The following is a 15,161-nucleotide window of genomic DNA, read 5'->3' on the forward strand; positions in this document are numbered from 1 at the left end:
AGCCACGAATACTAGTTGTATAAGCAATTTTATTAGTTATAAATATATTAATCTAGGCGAAAGCAACTTTAATTAAGTGTGAACAGTTTTAATTAGAAAAGTTGGATTGGACTATTACAGCAGTGAGCAAGCATGAAAAGGACTATGTTTTGAGAGAGAGGAAAGAATTATGACTTACGACTTTACAAAAATGTCACAAGAACAAGCGGAGGATATAGCGTTCAATTGGCACTATGATGGTGATTATTCCTTTTATGACATGGAAGCAGATCAAGAAGATTTAGCTGAGTTTTTAGATGTAAACAAACGAAGAGATTATTATTATGTAGTTAAAAGAGAAGATAAAATTATTGGGTTTATGAGTTTTATAGAAACTGTTACAGCTATAATCGATATAGGGTTGGGAATGAAGCCAGAATTAACTGGGCATGGTTTAGGTTTAGATTTCTTGAGAGCTGGTCTGAACTATGCTAAAAAGAAATCTAAACCGCAAAAAATAACTCTTTCAGTTGCTATATTTAATGAACGGGCAATTAAGGTCTATAAGAAGGCAGGCTTTGTAGAAGGTAGGACTTTTGAACAAATTACAAATGGTGGGTTATTCGAATTTATTTCCATGGAATATGATTGTTCATCAAATAACTAAGGAGGTATTTGTACACCCCTTAGTTAAGCTATTTCAGTTTAATTTAAGGTGTTAAGCTCATTTGACGATTCGCTTAGTTTACCATCTTCGATATATACAATACGATCACATACATCTAACATACGCTGATCATGCGTAACCATAATGGCAGATTTGCCTCTTGATTTTACTTCATCAGCAAGCATTTGTACGACAACTCTTCCTCGTTCAGAGTCTAGGCTTGCGGTTGGCTCGTCTGCAAGAATCACATCAGGTTCATTCATCCATGCCCTTGCAATGGCTACTCGTTGACGTTCACCACCTGATAAACTTTCGGGATAGCTATTTTTTCGGTGATTAAGCCCAAGTCTAGTAATGAGTTCATTTGCTCTTTGTATGCCATTTTGATGAGATGTATTTGTTAGTTTAGCTACAAGTAGTAATTGATCGATTACAGTTAAATATGGAATTAAGTTTGATGATTGAAAGATAAAACCGATATTGTCCAACCTTACTTGATTCAACTCTTTAGGATTCATCTTTGTGATATCTGTATCTCCTAAAACAATACGACCACTGGAAGGGGTAAGCAGTCCGCCTGCAAGTGAAAGAAATGTACTCTTTCCAGAACCTGATGGTCCAAGTACTGCTACAAATTCATGTGGTTTTACTTTTAAAGAAATGTGATCTAACACATTGGTCTCGGTATCGCCTTCTCCAAAGCTTTTACACACATGATCAAATATGAGTTTATATTCCATTACTCGACCCTCCCGATTGCAATAATAGCATCAACCTTTATAACTCGATATAGAGATAGCAAAGAACCCAAAATAGAGACGACTAGAAATAACAATGAACAGCCTACAACGATTTCGGTATTTAAATAAAATGGCATGCTAGTTGGTAATACTTCTGCTATACCAAAAGTTAATACAATGCTTATTAAGAGGCTAATAAGTGTAATGATGACGACTTGAGAAATAATATTATTTGCTAAGTAACTAGATTTCACACCAATCGCCTTCAATACACCAAATTGATTGATTTTTTGGATCGTAATGACGTAAAAGAAAACTGCTAGTACTAATGCTGCAATGACAAAAAGAAAAGTAATCATCATCAATAATGAACTTTGCTCTTCGCTGTAACCAGGAATGCCTTGTAGCACTTGCTCTTTACTGACTACTTCAATATCTGGTACATCAATAACCAATTCGTCTAAGTCTGTTGTTTGTAAAGCTATTGTATTGAAGAATATTTCTTTGTCAGGCTGGTGAAGCGCCTGCCATTGATCATAATTTATGTGTATAACTGGGGTGTGGCTAAAGGATTGTCCCTCAGAGAAACCAACTATTTCAAAAGATTGTTCTGAATATTGGTCTTTCAAACGATCTCCTAGTTTATATCCCTCATCCTTTATTGATTCATCCACAACGATTTCATTAGTAGATGAGTCATTTATCATTCTTCCTTCGACAATATTTGGAACTAGCAAACTATTGGTGTCTATTGCAAAAAATGTAGCATCTATTTTGAGTGATGTATCTTCCATTGATAATGTAGTCATTTTTACACCTAAAGGAGTCGCCTCAATGTCTGTTGTTAATTGTAGTAGCTCATTTACGACTGTTTGAGACAACATAGACCGATTTAGTCTGTTATTCGAATCCTCCTGTATGACAAAATAGTTTCCGGTCATACTTTGGATTGAAGAGGCGTTGTCTGAAGAAAGACCTTTTGCTAATCCTGATACAAAAAGGACAAGGAAGGAAATGAGAATCATGATAGCAGCTATTAAAATATATTTTTGTTTAGCATGCTTCATTTCTCTAATAGCAAGAAACATACATCGTTCATCTCCATTCTCAAATGTTTTATTGAAGGTTTATTATTATCCCTATAGTCATGTCAAAAACATTATAAAAATGGAATATGAACGCAATATGAACGTTAGATTACATTAATGGGAGAGAGATTTGAATTTTTGTTCCTTCTCCTAACGTACTTCCAATATTCATTTCACCATTATGCATGTCAATAATCTTTTTTGTAATAGATAGGCCTAAGCCACTTCCTGATGTTTTTCTGACTCTGGATTTATCAGCTTTATAAAAACGGTTAAATATATAAGGAAGATCTTCTTCAGAGATACCAATACCTGTATCGCTAATTTCTATTAAACAGTTTTGATCAACTTGTTTTACTTGAATAGTTATAGAACCACCGCTAGGAGTGAATTTAATACTATTAGTTACGATGTTTAGCCATACTTGATGTAGCATTCTTTTATCAGCCTGAATAGTAATTGAAGGAAGCTCCATCTCAATGCAAATATTTTTTTCACGCCAGTTCCATTCAGTCATTTTGATTACTTGTTTAATTTGATTAGTAATATTAAAGCTCGTCTTCTCTAATACATCCTCTTCTTTATCTAAGGATGCTAATGTTAATAGCTGTTTTGTTACTTGTGACATTCTTCTGCTTTCATATTCAATGATTGATAAATATTGGTTGCGACGTTCAGTAGTTAATTGTTCAGTTTGCATCGTATGAGCAAATCCTTGTATGGAAGTTAGAGGAGATTGCAGTTCATGAGATACATTTGAAACAAATTCTTGCCTCATATTATCAAGTTGTTCAATGCTTTTTACCATTTGTGTGAAATTTGAGGCTAATTGCCCTATTTCATCATTACGCTTTACATTTAATTTTATATTATATGTACCTTTGGAGATTTTCTTAGTCGCATCAGTTAACTTCGTAATTGGCTTCACTAAATAGCGTGTACTAATAGCTACGAATAAAAGACTTAACAAAGAAGTTAGAGCAATGAGCACGGCGAAAAAAATTCTCATTTCCCCAAATTGAAGTTCAACATTAGGACGGATAAATAGCGCGTAGTGGTTATCATTGATCATAATTGGTAAACCAATTGAATTCGTTAAAGCATTGTCAAAAAATCCAGTAATAAATACTGTTGATGGAAATTCGGTAATTCCATGATAAATTTCTCCATTTAATACGGTTTTAATAACATCTGAGCTTAATTCTTTGTCTCGAAATGCCCCCCCATAAAATGAATCAACTCCTTGATTATTAACTAAATATAGCTGGTAGCCTAATTTTCCTATACTATGTAAATATTCATCAATATTAACATCTTGGTTATTATTAAAAAAATGAACAATATCTTTTCCAATGTTTGTAATTTTGGCATCATTGTATGGCTTTAAATTATATTGGTAATAACCATTTGATACAATAAATGCAATAATACTACTCGATATCATAACGAAGCTTGTCGTCAAAACGATTCTTAAATAGAGTGTTTTCACTTATTCAATACCTCCAGCTTATAACCAATACCTCTAACAGTAATAATAGCAAAGTCGTCTGTAAGAGTAGAAAACCTCTCACGTATTCGTTTAATATGAACATCGACCGTACGGTCATCACCACTAAAATCCCTGCCCCAAATATTCTCGATCAACTCCTGACGAGTAAAAATTCTATTTGGGTAACTTGCTAATTGTGACAGTAAATCAAATTCTTTGAGTGGAAGCAAAAGTAATTTCCTGTTGCAATGAATTTCGTAGCTATTCCGATCTATCGTTGTTTGCCCTATATAAATTACATTATTATTTACGATCTGGAAGCGACGTAGAAGTGCTTTGATGCGGAACAATAATTCCTTTGGCTCAAATGGTTTTGTTAAATAATCATCTGTTCCGGTTAAATATCCTCTTTCCTTATCCACCAATTGATCTTTTGCCGTTAGTAAAATAACAGGGATATCGTAGAACTGTTTTATTTCTTCACAAAGTTCGAATCCATCCATATTAGGCATCATAATATCAACAACTGCCAGATGAATCTTTTTATTTGATAGTATGGATAAAGCTTCTTTACCATCAATAGCCTCTGTAACGACAAAGCCTTGTGTTTGAAGAAAGTGTTGTAATAGCTCCCTTATATTTGCATCATCATCTACAATTAATATTTGAATCATAGGTACGTAATCTCCTTTTGTCATACTCCTAATTCATATGGTTTCAAGCCTATTTCGTCTATAAAAATGAGCACAATGGTCATTTAAACTGGTAATATAAAAAAACAATAAAACTTAAGTAAAGAGTCTCGATATTTTCACGTAACCTTCTGTGGACATTATAAAGATTATGTTATACTGTGTCCATTTAACTGAGTACAGTCTTTGGAAATTGTAGTTTTTTAACATTAATTAATCAAACTATTCTCATAATTACCCATAAAAAAGTACTTTTCACAAGTGAACAAAGGGATGGAGGTGGGCGTGTTCAGTAAATATGCTCTTAATTTAACAATTAAAAAACTGACGAGAAAACATGAAAATGAGGCAAAAGAAATGATTTTGGATGGTTTAGCAGAGAGGTTTGGGTTTCTTGATCGGTCTTTAAATCCTGATTTAACAAATATTATAGAGGCTTATACCAATGTGGGATCTGTCTTCTTAATAGGTTGTTATGAAAATTTTTTATGTTGTACGGGTGCCTTAATAAAAGAAAATGAAGAAACTTGTAGAATTGTTCGTATGTCAGTTCATAAGTCGTATAGAGGCAGAGGGTTAGCTAGAAAGATGATTAATGAACTAGAAGGGTATGCTCGCCAATTTGGATATAAGAAAATTGTTCTTGAAACAGACAATGATTGGCTTAGTGCGATGAACTTATATAAGTCTAGTAATTATATGATCGAAAGTATTGAAGAAGGATGCACTCACTTTTATAAAAGGCTCTATTCGTAAACGTTTTAACTCAACAGTCACCGTTTTATAGAAGAAAAGGTGTCACCATATCAAGTGGTACTCATTGTTATTATAGGCACATATACTCCAAGCGTTCGTGCCAAGTTTTCTACTTTTATAATTATTCAGCTCTCCTAAAACTCATCATACTTGTCCGTATAAAATACAACAAAGTTTACGAAAAAAGCCTAAATAAAACACAGTACATATTACTTGGAATGGTTGGAGGACAATTTTTATTTCATACATACAATAACGCTGAAGTTCACATTTTAGAAAATGTAATAGGGGGATACGCATGTTTATTGTCAATGTTGAAGGTGCTATTAATAAAGATGGAAAGTGGTTAATGATTCGTCGAAGTATGAAAGAAGAGCATGCAGGTGGTGAGCTCTCTTTAGTTGGTGGAAAGGTTGAAAGAGAAGGAAACTGTACAGATATTTTAGAAAAAACTTTACTGAGAGAAATATTCGAAGAAGTTGGAGTTCAAGTTACAATTCTTGGGTATGTAAACAGCTCGTCGTTTGTTACCGATCTTGGAGAACATGTAGTAGATATCGTATTTCTTTGTGAACATGAATCTGGCAAGCCATTTACAAAAAGCCCTGATGAAGTAGACGAGGTAATGTGGTTGACTACGGAACAAATTATGAATCAAGAGGGCTTACCAGATTATTTAGTTGAAAATATTACACTAGCTGATTCCAAGCTGCGATTGTCGAAGGTTTAACCGAAGTTTTTGTTGACCATTTTTTCAGGTGGAATAATCTCTACCTGAATTTTTCGATTTTTAAGTTCAAACTCATGTAATTAACTTATATGTGGAAAGTACATCGAAGTTGATTTAAAAGGCTGTTTACGCATTAATTGTTGCTTACACAACTAGCGTTGTTCGTAGCATCTTTTCATCTGTACAACGATGAAGAACCATGTAAAACCACTTTTTATGGTATGATTTGGTAACAACAACACAGTTTACGAGAAGAGCCTTTTAAAAATAATAGCTTACTATAGTTAGCAAGGCTCTATTTAGGGAGGAGAATTTAGTTGAATCCAGCTGTTATCGCATTGGATCTTGATGGAACATTACTTAATAATGAAAAACACATTACTAATAGAAACTTACAAGCTGTGCTTAATTGCTATAACAATGGTAAAAAAATCATTATAGCTACAGCAAGACCTCCACGTTCAGTCAAAGCCTTTTTACCAACCGTGCTACGAGAAGTATCATCATTTGTTTATTACAATGGTGCTCTTGTTGTTGATCACTTAACACATTTTGAAGAACATATATCTATATCGAAAAAAATTACAGCAAGGGTCTTTGACTATTGCTTAGACTATGATCAAAATTGTTCTGTTAGTGTTGAAGTACGAGATAAATGGTTTGCAAATGAAGATATATGTGATGCTTCAATATTCAATGTTAAACACCGTCCACGTATTTTACCAGTTGAGCAATTAAAAGAGTTTGAAGCAACTAAGCTGTTACTTACAGGTTTCAATGATGCTAAGAAGCTACAGGAGCTGTTCGGAGAGTATGTTAAATTAATCGTAACAGACAATGGTAAGCTCATTCAAATTATGAATAAAAATGTATCAAAGAAAACTGGGATACTAAGATTATGTAATCATTTTGGTGTCAAACAATCGGATGTAATTGTTTTTGGAGATGATTATAATGATTTGGACATGTTTAATATGAATGGATATGCTATTGCAATGGCAAATGCTGTCCAAGAACTTAAAGAGATAGCCGACGAGGTAACGGATACTAATGACAATGACGGAGTTGCAAAAATATTGGAGAGAATGGTAAGATAGAAGGAATTATTTGGAAAGTTTGTAAGGGCTGATTTCATTTACTGTTGGATAAACATTAACGTGTGCTAGATGGATTGGAGGTATTTATGTGAGACAAATCATAGCATTAGGTGGGGGTGGTTTCTCTATGGAACCTGACAATCCCCTGTTGGATCAGTACATATTAAAGCAATCTATAAAACCAAAGCCTAGCATTTGCTTTATTCCGACTGCTAGTGGGGATGCAGAAGATTATATAGAGAGATTTTATCAGTTTTTTCATAAGCAAAATTGTAACCCATCCCATTTATCTTTATTTAAGCCACAAACAAGGGATTTAGAGGGATTTTTATTGAAGAAAGATATAATTTACGTGGGTGGGGGTAGTACTAAAAACTTATTAGTATTATGGAAAGAGTGGGGGCTCGACCACATTTTGAGAAAAGCTTGGAACAAAGGAATTATATTAGCTGGTATTAGTGCTGGTGCAATATGTTGGTTTGAGGAAGGTGTTACAAGTTCGTTTGGAGAAGGGCTAGAGTCTATTAAATGTTTAGGTTTTTTACAAGGAAGCCATTGTCCTCACTACGATGGAGAAATAGATCGGAGACCAGCGTATCACAGATTAATTAATAGTGGAGACATACAAGGCGGTATTGCTGCAGATGACGGAGTTGCCATTCATTTTATTGACCAAAAGGTAAATAAAATTATTAGCTCAAGGCCAAATACAAAGGCTTATCAAGTCTCTTTGAATAATCACAATATAGAGGAAGAGTTACAGACATATTTTTTAGGCTCTTAAGAAATAGCTGTAAAAATACTTATCTATAACTTCTACGACAGAAAATACTAATTTTGCAACTAAAGCAAAAAGTGCTGAAAAAGAAACTGTGACAGAAAATGTTGAAATAGCAACTACGACAGAAAATTTTTACAAAGAAGAGGTCAGGGAAAATATTATTAAAGAAGAAATACATGAAATATAGGAGGACAAAGCCAAGAAACTTGAGGTTATGTTATATTATGGTGCAGGTTATTTAAATGTTTCTAATGGTGCAAAAGGTTGGGTAGAAGGATTTTTTAAAAATGAAGATATAGAGGTTAAGCCAGGTGTTTCATATGACTTAATTATGGACAAAGGAACAATAACAGTAAAACAACCTGACAAAGCTTCAATTATAGATGATTTTAATGATTTTTCTAGTAGTCAAAATAATAGATGGAATATTAATTTGTCAGATGAAATCCCAATGGACCTTAATATTAATGCGGGGGCAACATACACAGAGTTAGATTTACGTGGTTTACAATTAAACAATTTAAATATCAATTCTGCAATTGGTGAACTGACTATTGACTTAAGTGGTGACTGGGAAAAAAGTTTTGACATTACTCTTAAAAAAGCTATGGGAAGTACAAAAATATATTTACCTTCTGATGTAGGAGTTAAAATTAACTCTAATAAAGGATTTCAATCAACAAATTTTAAAAGACTATTCTCAAATGCAGATGACTTTTATGTAAATAATGCTTATGAAAATGCAGATGTTATTGTTAATATTAATACAATTCTCACTACTGGAGATATAGAGTTTATAGTTAAGTAGGAAGATATAGTAAATTGATCTTATCATGCATTATAATATCTATTAAGGCACTTGGTTCTAGACGAGAATCTATTGCAATTTATCGTTGTAGCTCCCAAAAGGTCTCTATGTACGATCAAAGCAGAATTGTCATTATTTGTATACTATAAAGGAACATAAGCTCAGATTATTACGTGTGCAATATGTTGGTTTGAGGAGTATGTCACAGATTCGTTTGGAGAAGAGGGTAGAATCTATTGAATGTCTAGTTTTTGGAGCCCATGCCCCATTTTGTTGGTGATAAAGATTGAGCTTAACATAAATTAAATGGTCAGCGGACATGAAGTGGGGACTCAGATTATTATATTGAACCTAGATTAAACGACATTTATGTGGTTATGTTGAATCAATTTGTTATCGAAGTTTTGAAATTAATTTTTTGAGCACAAAGCCTTAGACGTGATTTGTCTAAAGCTTTATGAGAAATGTGAAAATATATTATAATCCTGAGCGCAAATCATTCAACCATTTGTGTGCTATGCTTTAAAATCCTCTCTTTATTTTCATATAACCATAAGAACATTTTTTTATTTGCGTTAAACAAGGTAGGTATATTCATAAAAAAAGCCATAAAAATTGTTTGTATGGATAACATCACTAATGCAACAGACTTTCTTTCTACTTCATTTAAAGGATTTACTGTATGATAACTTGCAAACAAGTTTTTGATAAAATCAAACCACTTTTCCCTCAAAGCTTCATCAGAAAATATTTCGTTCAATACACTTGTAGAGCAGTAGCAAATATCGAATAACCTAACATTATGCTCAACGATATCAAAATCTACAAAACCAGCAAGTCTATCCTTTTGAATAATTACATTAAAAATATGTGCATCCCTATGTATTAATTGCTGTGGTAAATCATGTATGACATTTTTAAAATCGACCTGGAGAGTATGATATATACTTTTTAAATCTGGATTTTCTTCATTATTTAATATTTCTTGAACAGCCCAATCGAATACTTGGTTGTACAGGTTCTTTTTCGGGAATTGTAAATCATTACTTACTTGTTTTAGTACTTGATGCAATTGAGCTATGCTACTTCCAAGTAGTTCAGGTATAGATGTATTTTTTACTGTATCAATTGCTTTAAATGTTTGACCATCAAGGTAGTTGTAAATACAATAAACAACATCATCAGAACAGTAATAATATTCTCCTCCATTTGTTTTTATGGGTAGATGTACCTTGAAATCTTGTTTATCTATACGTAACAATAGCTTTATTTCATTTATCGCTTTTTCTACGCTTTCTTTTTGCTTTAATACATATCGTTCTCCATTATTAGAAGTTATAAGAGTAGCTCTTTCTGATAGTTTTGCTGAATTCGAAATCTCAATTCCCCAATTGGATGACAAATCCATAAGATGCTTTATAGACATGATCTCACCTCAAAAGTTAGTAGGAGATGTTCAAAAATGCATGTAGATTTTGTAACGAGTATGCATTGAGTGAGAGGTAGTAAAGGGACTTAGTCATTTTGCTTTACCTGGAAGTCACTTGATCCTCTTTGTTGAACATATACCCCGTGCTTATATTTCTATTATTGAACCAATTTCTCCTGCTAATAATTGTATGATAATTAGTTAAGATAAAATTACGTATTAACATCCATCAGATTGCTTGCTTATCCTAACAGGATTTAAGAAATTATTATTGAATAGTAATGTTAGGAAGGTGATTATATGACCAAAAGAATTATATTAGACAAGATGATTCCAACCGATTGGGAACAAGTAAAGGGCATATATCAAGAGGGTATAAATACTGGCAATGCCACATTTGAAGATGAAGCTCCAATGTGGGAGGAGTGGGATCGTAATCATTTGAAAGAATGTCGGTTTGTTGCACGGGATGGTGACGAGGTTTTAGGTTGGGCTGCGCTAAGTCCAGTTTCCAGTAGATGTGTGTATAATGGTGTTGCCGAAATAAGTGTATATGTAAGTAGTGCTAGCCAAGGAAGAGGGATTGGATCGAAACTGATGGATATGCTCATTAAATCGAGTGAAGAGGAAGGAATTTGGACATTACAAGCGGGAATCTTTCCAGAGAACGCTTCGAGTCTTGCATTACACAAAAAAGCGGGCTTTCGAGAAATTGGTATACAAAAGCATATTGGTAAAATGCAAGGTAAGTGGCGTGATGTCATTTTATTAGAAAGAAGAAGTCGCAAAGTAGGAGTTTGATAGTATTGTAAACTCACAATACTATTGCAGGAGGATAAGGAATAATTGGACAAATTAATTCATGAAGCTCTTAAGCACTATACGATAGCTAAACAAACAGTAATTGTTGAAAAAGAACTACATCATAACAGTTGGCATAGTGATCTTCATTACAAAATAGTTGCTGGTGGAAAAAGATATTCTGCAAGGTTTATTAACAAAAGTCGTTCCCCTCATCATGCCTTTGGTTTATTAAATGAGACTATTATGATGGAGCAAATTCGTTTTTGTAACTATCTTGTTGATAATCAAATTCCATTTATGCGAGTTAAACCAACTTCAAAAAATGAACCATTTATATCTCTCAAACGGGATAATAACCTATTGTTGTTTATTTTGTTTGAATGGATTGAAGGTATACATATCACTCATTGTAGTGAATATCTTGCAGGTAAATTTGGAAGGGTGGCAAGACGTATTCATGATGTATCAAGTGACTTTCATAGTGATGAGTTAATAAAAAAGTCACACTTGCATGGTTATAGGGATTTTATAAACAAAATTCATGAAAATGTAGCTACAGCATCTATTTCAGCAAAGCATCTACAGATGATAGAACATTATGTCATGCTAATTGAACAACACATTGAAAGATCATCGATAGGGAACTATGAATTTATTGTACAGTCGGATTTAAATCCGTTAAATATACTTTGGGATGAGCAAAGAAGTGTAAAAGGCATCGTTGATTTTGAATCAATTGGGTATGTAGATAGAGTGGAAGGTTTAGCTTGGCTCGTTAAGTGGTATTCAAGAACTGACGGAGTGCATTCTCATAAGATGTCATCTAATGTAGCAGCAGCTTTTATAGAAGGCTATCGAGCAACGGATATACTAGATGATAAAGACTTTGAGCGGTTAAGGTCATTAATATGGTTATCAGGTTGTATAAATTGGAATTTCACTAAGAAAACTATAAATATACTAAATCGCGATCCAAATTTACTAGAAGACCATTTACAAATATATATAAAACGTGGAGAAAGTTTATTAGCTTTACTCAATTGAGCTGATATGACCGACTATTAAGAGGCGCTTATCGAGATTCTTTTATCATAACGTTTATAGAAGCTCCTTATCAGATATTGAAGACAGTTTTATAGTTATTTTTCAAGTATATTTAATGAATCATGGCAGAGTTAACAGTCTGTAGACATGTTAATACATTTTATTGATGGTGGAGAAGGAACAAGGGTTAGTCACAACGAAAATATAGCAAACAACTATGACTAGGAGAGAGGTTAAATGAATCCGATATTATTAGATTTTCCAACGGAATTTACTACTGAAAGATTGCTCATACGAATGCCAAAACCGGGTGATGGGGAAGCTGTATATCAAGCTGTTACTGCTTCGTTACCTGAATTACAGCCTTGGTTGCCATTCGCACAAAAGGAACAATCCCAACAGCAAACAGAAATTAATATTAGAGAAGCACATGTAAATTTTTTGAAAAGAGATGATTTACGCCTCCTTGTTTTCTTGAAAGATTCTGGACAGCTTGTTGCTTCCTCCGGATTACATAGAATCGATTGGTCTATTCCAAAGTTTGAAATAGGATACTGGGTTGATTCACGTTTCACTGGTAAGGGTTATATGACGGAAGCCGTGCAAGGAATTACTAAATTCGCTAAAGATGAATTGAAAGCGAGAAGAATTGAAATACGCTGTGATTCGAGAAATGTAAAAAGTAGAGCAATTCCAGAGCGTTTAAATTATACGTTAGAAGGAATTTTAAAAAATGAGGCTGTAGCTATTGATTCGAATGAGTTGAGAGATACTTGTATATACGCTAAGGTGTTCTAAAAGTTGGAAGACAGATAAAAGCTTGATATTGACCCGAAAAAAGTTCAAATTGACCCAATAAAATCAATATTTGACCTGAAAACTACATAATTTGACCGATAAACATCTGAATTTGACCCAATAAAACGGTGAAATCTTATATTTGCACTAAATGTTGACATAGTACGGTCTAGTATGTTATTTAATTAATGGGTTAGCACTCAATTAGTTTGAGTGCTAAATGTATGACCAGTATGTTTTACATATATTAAAAATTAAAGTAGGATTGTACTGAAAGGAGAGGTTTATATGACTGTAAAGCAGTTTGAAGCAGAATCGAAAAGGTTATTAGAGATGATGATTAACTCCATCTATTCACAAAAGGAAATCTTTTTAAGAGAATTAATTTCCAATGCGAGTGATGCGATTGACAAAATTTATTATAAAGCATTATCAGATGATACGATTACTTTTGAAAAAGATAATTACTATATGAAGGTAGTCATTGATAAAGAAAATAGAATATTGAAGCTTTCTGATACTGGTATTGGTATGACGAAAGAGGAGCTAGAAAATAACCTAGGGGTTATTGCGAAGAGCGGTACGTTAGCGTTTAAAAAAGAAACTGAAATTAAAGATGGCCATGATATTATAGGTCAATTTGGTGTAGGGTTTTATTCAGCATTTATGGTAGCTGACGTTGTCACTGTTATTACGAAGCCATTAGGTAGTGAAGAAGCACACAAATGGGAATCTCATGGGGCAGATGGATATACGATTGAGCCTTATGAAAAAGATGAAGTAGGAACAGATATTATTTTAACAATCAAAGAGAATACAGAAGATGAAACGTATGATGAATACTTAGAAGAGTTTCGATTAAAATCTATTATTAAAAAATACTCCGATTTCATCCGTTACCCAATAAAGATGGACGTTACGGAACAAAGACCTAAAGAAGGTAGCGAAGACGAATTTGAAGATGTACAAGAAGAACAAACGCTTAACAGCATGGTTCCGATTTGGAGAAAGAATAAAAGTGAGCTAACAGACGAAGATTACGAGAATTTTTATGCTGAAAAACATTATGGTTTTGATAAGCCGCTAAAACATATACATATTAGTGTTGATGGTGCGGTTAGATATAATTCGATTTTATTCATCCCACAACAAACACCTTATGACTATTATACAAAAGAATTTGAAAAAGGCTTAGAGCTGTATTCCAATGGTGTTTTAATTATGGAAAAATGCTCAGATTTGCTGCCTGATCATTTTAGTTTTGTAAAAGGGATGGTCGACTCTGAAGATCTATCTTTAAATATTTCTAGAGAGATTTTACAGCACGATCGTCAACTAAAGCTTATTGCAAAAAATATCAAGAAGAAAATAAAAAGCCAATTATTAAGTTTACTTAAGGACGACCGAGAAAAATATGAACAGTTTTATCAATCTTTTGGTAGACAATTAAAATATGGTGTCTATAGTGAGTACGGCACACATAAGGAAGAATTGCAGGATCTCGTCATGTTCTATTCTTCAAAAGAGAAGAAGATGGTAACACTAGATGAGTATGTGTCAAGAATGCCAGAAGATCAGAAATATATTTATTATGCTGCTGGAGAAACACACGACAGAATTGAAAAGCTACCACAGACAGAGATGGTACTAGATAAAGGTTATGAAATTTTATATTTCACTGATGATATAGATGAGTTTGCTATTAGAATGTTAATGAATTATAAAGAAAAGGAATTTAAGTCTATTTCAAGTGGTGACTTAGGAATTGATTCTGATGACAAACAAAACGAGGATAATCAAGAGGAGGAAAGCAATAAAGACCTCTTCGAATATATGAAAAATATATTATCAAGCAAAGTGAAGGATGTTAGAGTATCAAAACGATTAAAGACACACCCTGTATGCTTATCATCTGATGGTGAAGTAAGTATAGAAATGGAAAAAGTCCTTAATGCAATGCCTGATAACCAAAATATTAAAGCTGATAAAGTGTTAGAGATTAATATTAACCATGATGTCTTCCAATCATTAAAGAGTGCTTTTGAAACAGATAAGGAAAAAGTAGACTTATACACAAACCTGCTCTATAACCAAGCGCTTCTAATTGAAGGATTGCCGATCAATGATCCTGTAGAGTTTACGAATGATATGTGTAAAATCATGGTATAACAAAATGCTTGCTCCCTTTACTCGTATTGTAAAGGGAGTCTTTCATTTAGAGAAAGGGTATTGAACATGGCAATACTGTTTAGAATAGGA

General features: G+C 33.3%; 14 protein-coding genes and 1 pseudogene. 10 read left to right on the forward strand and 5 right to left on the reverse strand.

Going from position 1 to position 15,161, the window contains the following annotated elements:
- Positions 1 to 169: 169 nt before the first annotated feature.
- Complete coding sequence (locus ACSVDA_RS10420; protein ID WP_485882975.1) at positions 170 to 646, forward strand: GNAT family N-acetyltransferase; 477 nt, start codon at positions 170 to 172, stop codon at positions 644 to 646.
- Positions 647 to 684: 38 nt separating this feature from the next.
- On the opposite strand, the gene ACSVDA_RS10425 is transcribed toward ACSVDA_RS10420, so the two are convergent.
- The 4 genes from ACSVDA_RS10425 to ACSVDA_RS10440 form a co-directional block, all read right to left on the reverse strand.
- Complete coding sequence (locus ACSVDA_RS10425) at positions 685 to 1,386, reverse strand: ABC transporter ATP-binding protein (protein ID WP_485882977.1); 702 nt, start codon at positions 1,384 to 1,386, stop codon at positions 685 to 687.
- Positions 1,386 to 2,474 carry an ABC transporter permease gene (locus ACSVDA_RS10430; protein ID WP_485882979.1) on the reverse strand — a complete coding sequence of 363 codons (1,089 nt, stop codon included), beginning with the start codon at positions 2,472 to 2,474 and terminating at the stop codon, positions 1,386 to 1,388. The genes ACSVDA_RS10425 and ACSVDA_RS10430 overlap by 1 nt, the downstream gene beginning before the upstream one ends.
- A gap of 109 nt (positions 2,475 to 2,583) precedes the next feature.
- A complete protein-coding gene (locus tag ACSVDA_RS10435) occupies positions 2,584 to 3,963 on the reverse strand; it encodes a sensor histidine kinase (RefSeq protein WP_485882981.1) in 1,380 nt (459 codons plus the stop codon).
- On the reverse strand, positions 3,960 to 4,637 hold the full coding sequence (locus tag ACSVDA_RS10440) for a response regulator transcription factor (RefSeq protein WP_485882983.1): 678 nt from the start codon (positions 4,635 to 4,637) through the stop codon (positions 3,960 to 3,962). Before ACSVDA_RS10440 ends, ACSVDA_RS10435 begins: the two co-directional genes overlap by 4 nt.
- 303 nt (positions 4,638 to 4,940) lie before the next feature.
- On the opposite strand from ACSVDA_RS10440, the gene ACSVDA_RS10445 reads away from it, so the two are divergent.
- The 5 genes and pseudogenes from ACSVDA_RS10445 to ACSVDA_RS10465 all read left to right on the forward strand — a co-directional run.
- A complete protein-coding gene (locus ACSVDA_RS10445) occupies positions 4,941 to 5,411 on the forward strand; it encodes a GNAT family N-acetyltransferase (protein ID WP_485882985.1) in 471 nt (156 codons plus the stop codon).
- 298 nt (positions 5,412 to 5,709) lie between these two features.
- On the forward strand, positions 5,710 to 6,141 hold the full coding sequence (locus tag ACSVDA_RS10450) for an NUDIX hydrolase (protein ID WP_485882987.1): 432 nt from the start codon (positions 5,710 to 5,712) through the stop codon (positions 6,139 to 6,141).
- 317 nt (positions 6,142 to 6,458) lie between these two features.
- Positions 6,459 to 7,238 (forward strand): Cof-type HAD-IIB family hydrolase, encoded by a 780-nt coding sequence (locus ACSVDA_RS10455; RefSeq protein WP_485882989.1) that lies wholly within the window; start codon positions 6,459 to 6,461, stop codon positions 7,236 to 7,238.
- A gap of 88 nt (positions 7,239 to 7,326) precedes the next feature.
- Positions 7,327 to 8,022, forward strand: coding sequence for a Type 1 glutamine amidotransferase-like domain-containing protein (locus ACSVDA_RS10460; RefSeq protein WP_485882991.1), 696 nt, complete (start codon positions 7,327 to 7,329; stop codon positions 8,020 to 8,022).
- Positions 8,023 to 8,224: 202 nt separating this feature from the next.
- Positions 8,225 to 8,827, forward strand: a pseudogene (locus ACSVDA_RS10465) (toast rack family protein); the annotation flags it as partial.
- A 496-nt stretch (positions 8,828 to 9,323) separates the two neighbouring features.
- On the opposite strand, the gene ACSVDA_RS10470 reads toward ACSVDA_RS10465, so the two are convergent.
- Complete coding sequence (locus ACSVDA_RS10470) at positions 9,324 to 10,253, reverse strand: phosphotransferase enzyme family protein (RefSeq protein ID WP_485882993.1); 930 nt, start codon at positions 10,251 to 10,253, stop codon at positions 9,324 to 9,326.
- A gap of 303 nt (positions 10,254 to 10,556) precedes the next feature.
- Between ACSVDA_RS10470 and ACSVDA_RS10475 the strand changes: the two genes are divergently transcribed.
- From ACSVDA_RS10475 to htpG, 4 genes are all read left to right on the forward strand, one after another.
- Positions 10,557 to 11,057: a GNAT family N-acetyltransferase gene (locus ACSVDA_RS10475; protein ID WP_485882995.1), complete on the forward strand. Its 501-nt coding sequence runs from the start codon at positions 10,557 to 10,559 to the stop codon at positions 11,055 to 11,057.
- A 45-nt stretch (positions 11,058 to 11,102) separates the two neighbouring features.
- Positions 11,103 to 12,104, forward strand: coding sequence for a phosphotransferase enzyme family protein (locus ACSVDA_RS10480; RefSeq protein ID WP_485882997.1), 1,002 nt, complete (start codon positions 11,103 to 11,105; stop codon positions 12,102 to 12,104).
- Between the two features lie 237 nt (positions 12,105 to 12,341).
- On the forward strand, positions 12,342 to 12,902 hold the full coding sequence (locus ACSVDA_RS10485; RefSeq protein ID WP_485882999.1) for a GNAT family N-acetyltransferase: 561 nt from the start codon (positions 12,342 to 12,344) through the stop codon (positions 12,900 to 12,902).
- Positions 12,903 to 13,190: 288 nt separating this feature from the next.
- Complete coding sequence (htpG, locus tag ACSVDA_RS10490) at positions 13,191 to 15,071, forward strand: molecular chaperone HtpG (protein WP_485883001.1); 1,881 nt, start codon at positions 13,191 to 13,193, stop codon at positions 15,069 to 15,071.
- The last annotated feature ends 90 nt before the right edge of the window (positions 15,072 to 15,161 follow it).

It is taken from the genome of Cytobacillus sp. Hm23 (assembly GCF_051842895.1).
GTDB lineage: Bacteria > Bacillota > Bacilli > Bacillales > SM2101 > Nanhaiella.

Bases quoted from the DNA above. Each gene is read 5' to 3' on its own strand.
- ACSVDA_RS10475 (WP_485882995.1), top strand. From the start codon at position 10,557: ATGACCAAAAGAATTATATTAGACAAGATGATTCCAACCGATTGGGAA.
- ACSVDA_RS10430 (WP_485882979.1), bottom strand. From the start codon at position 2,474: ATGTTTCTTGCTATTAGAGAAATGAAGCATGCTAAACAAAAATATATT.
- ACSVDA_RS10420 (WP_485882975.1), top strand. From the start codon at position 170: ATGACTTACGACTTTACAAAAATGTCACAAGAACAAGCGGAGGATATA.
- ACSVDA_RS10450 (WP_485882987.1), top strand. From the start codon at position 5,710: ATGTTTATTGTCAATGTTGAAGGTGCTATTAATAAAGATGGAAAGTGG.
- ACSVDA_RS10485 (WP_485882999.1), top strand. From the start codon at position 12,342: ATGAATCCGATATTATTAGATTTTCCAACGGAATTTACTACTGAAAGA.
- ACSVDA_RS10440 (WP_485882983.1), bottom strand. From the start codon at position 4,637: ATGATTCAAATATTAATTGTAGATGATGATGCAAATATAAGGGAGCTA.
- ACSVDA_RS10470 (WP_485882993.1), bottom strand. From the start codon at position 10,253: ATGTCTATAAAGCATCTTATGGATTTGTCATCCAATTGGGGAATTGAG.
- ACSVDA_RS10425 (WP_485882977.1), bottom strand. From the start codon at position 1,386: ATGGAATATAAACTCATATTTGATCATGTGTGTAAAAGCTTTGGAGAA.
- htpG (WP_485883001.1), top strand. From the start codon at position 13,191: ATGACTGTAAAGCAGTTTGAAGCAGAATCGAAAAGGTTATTAGAGATG.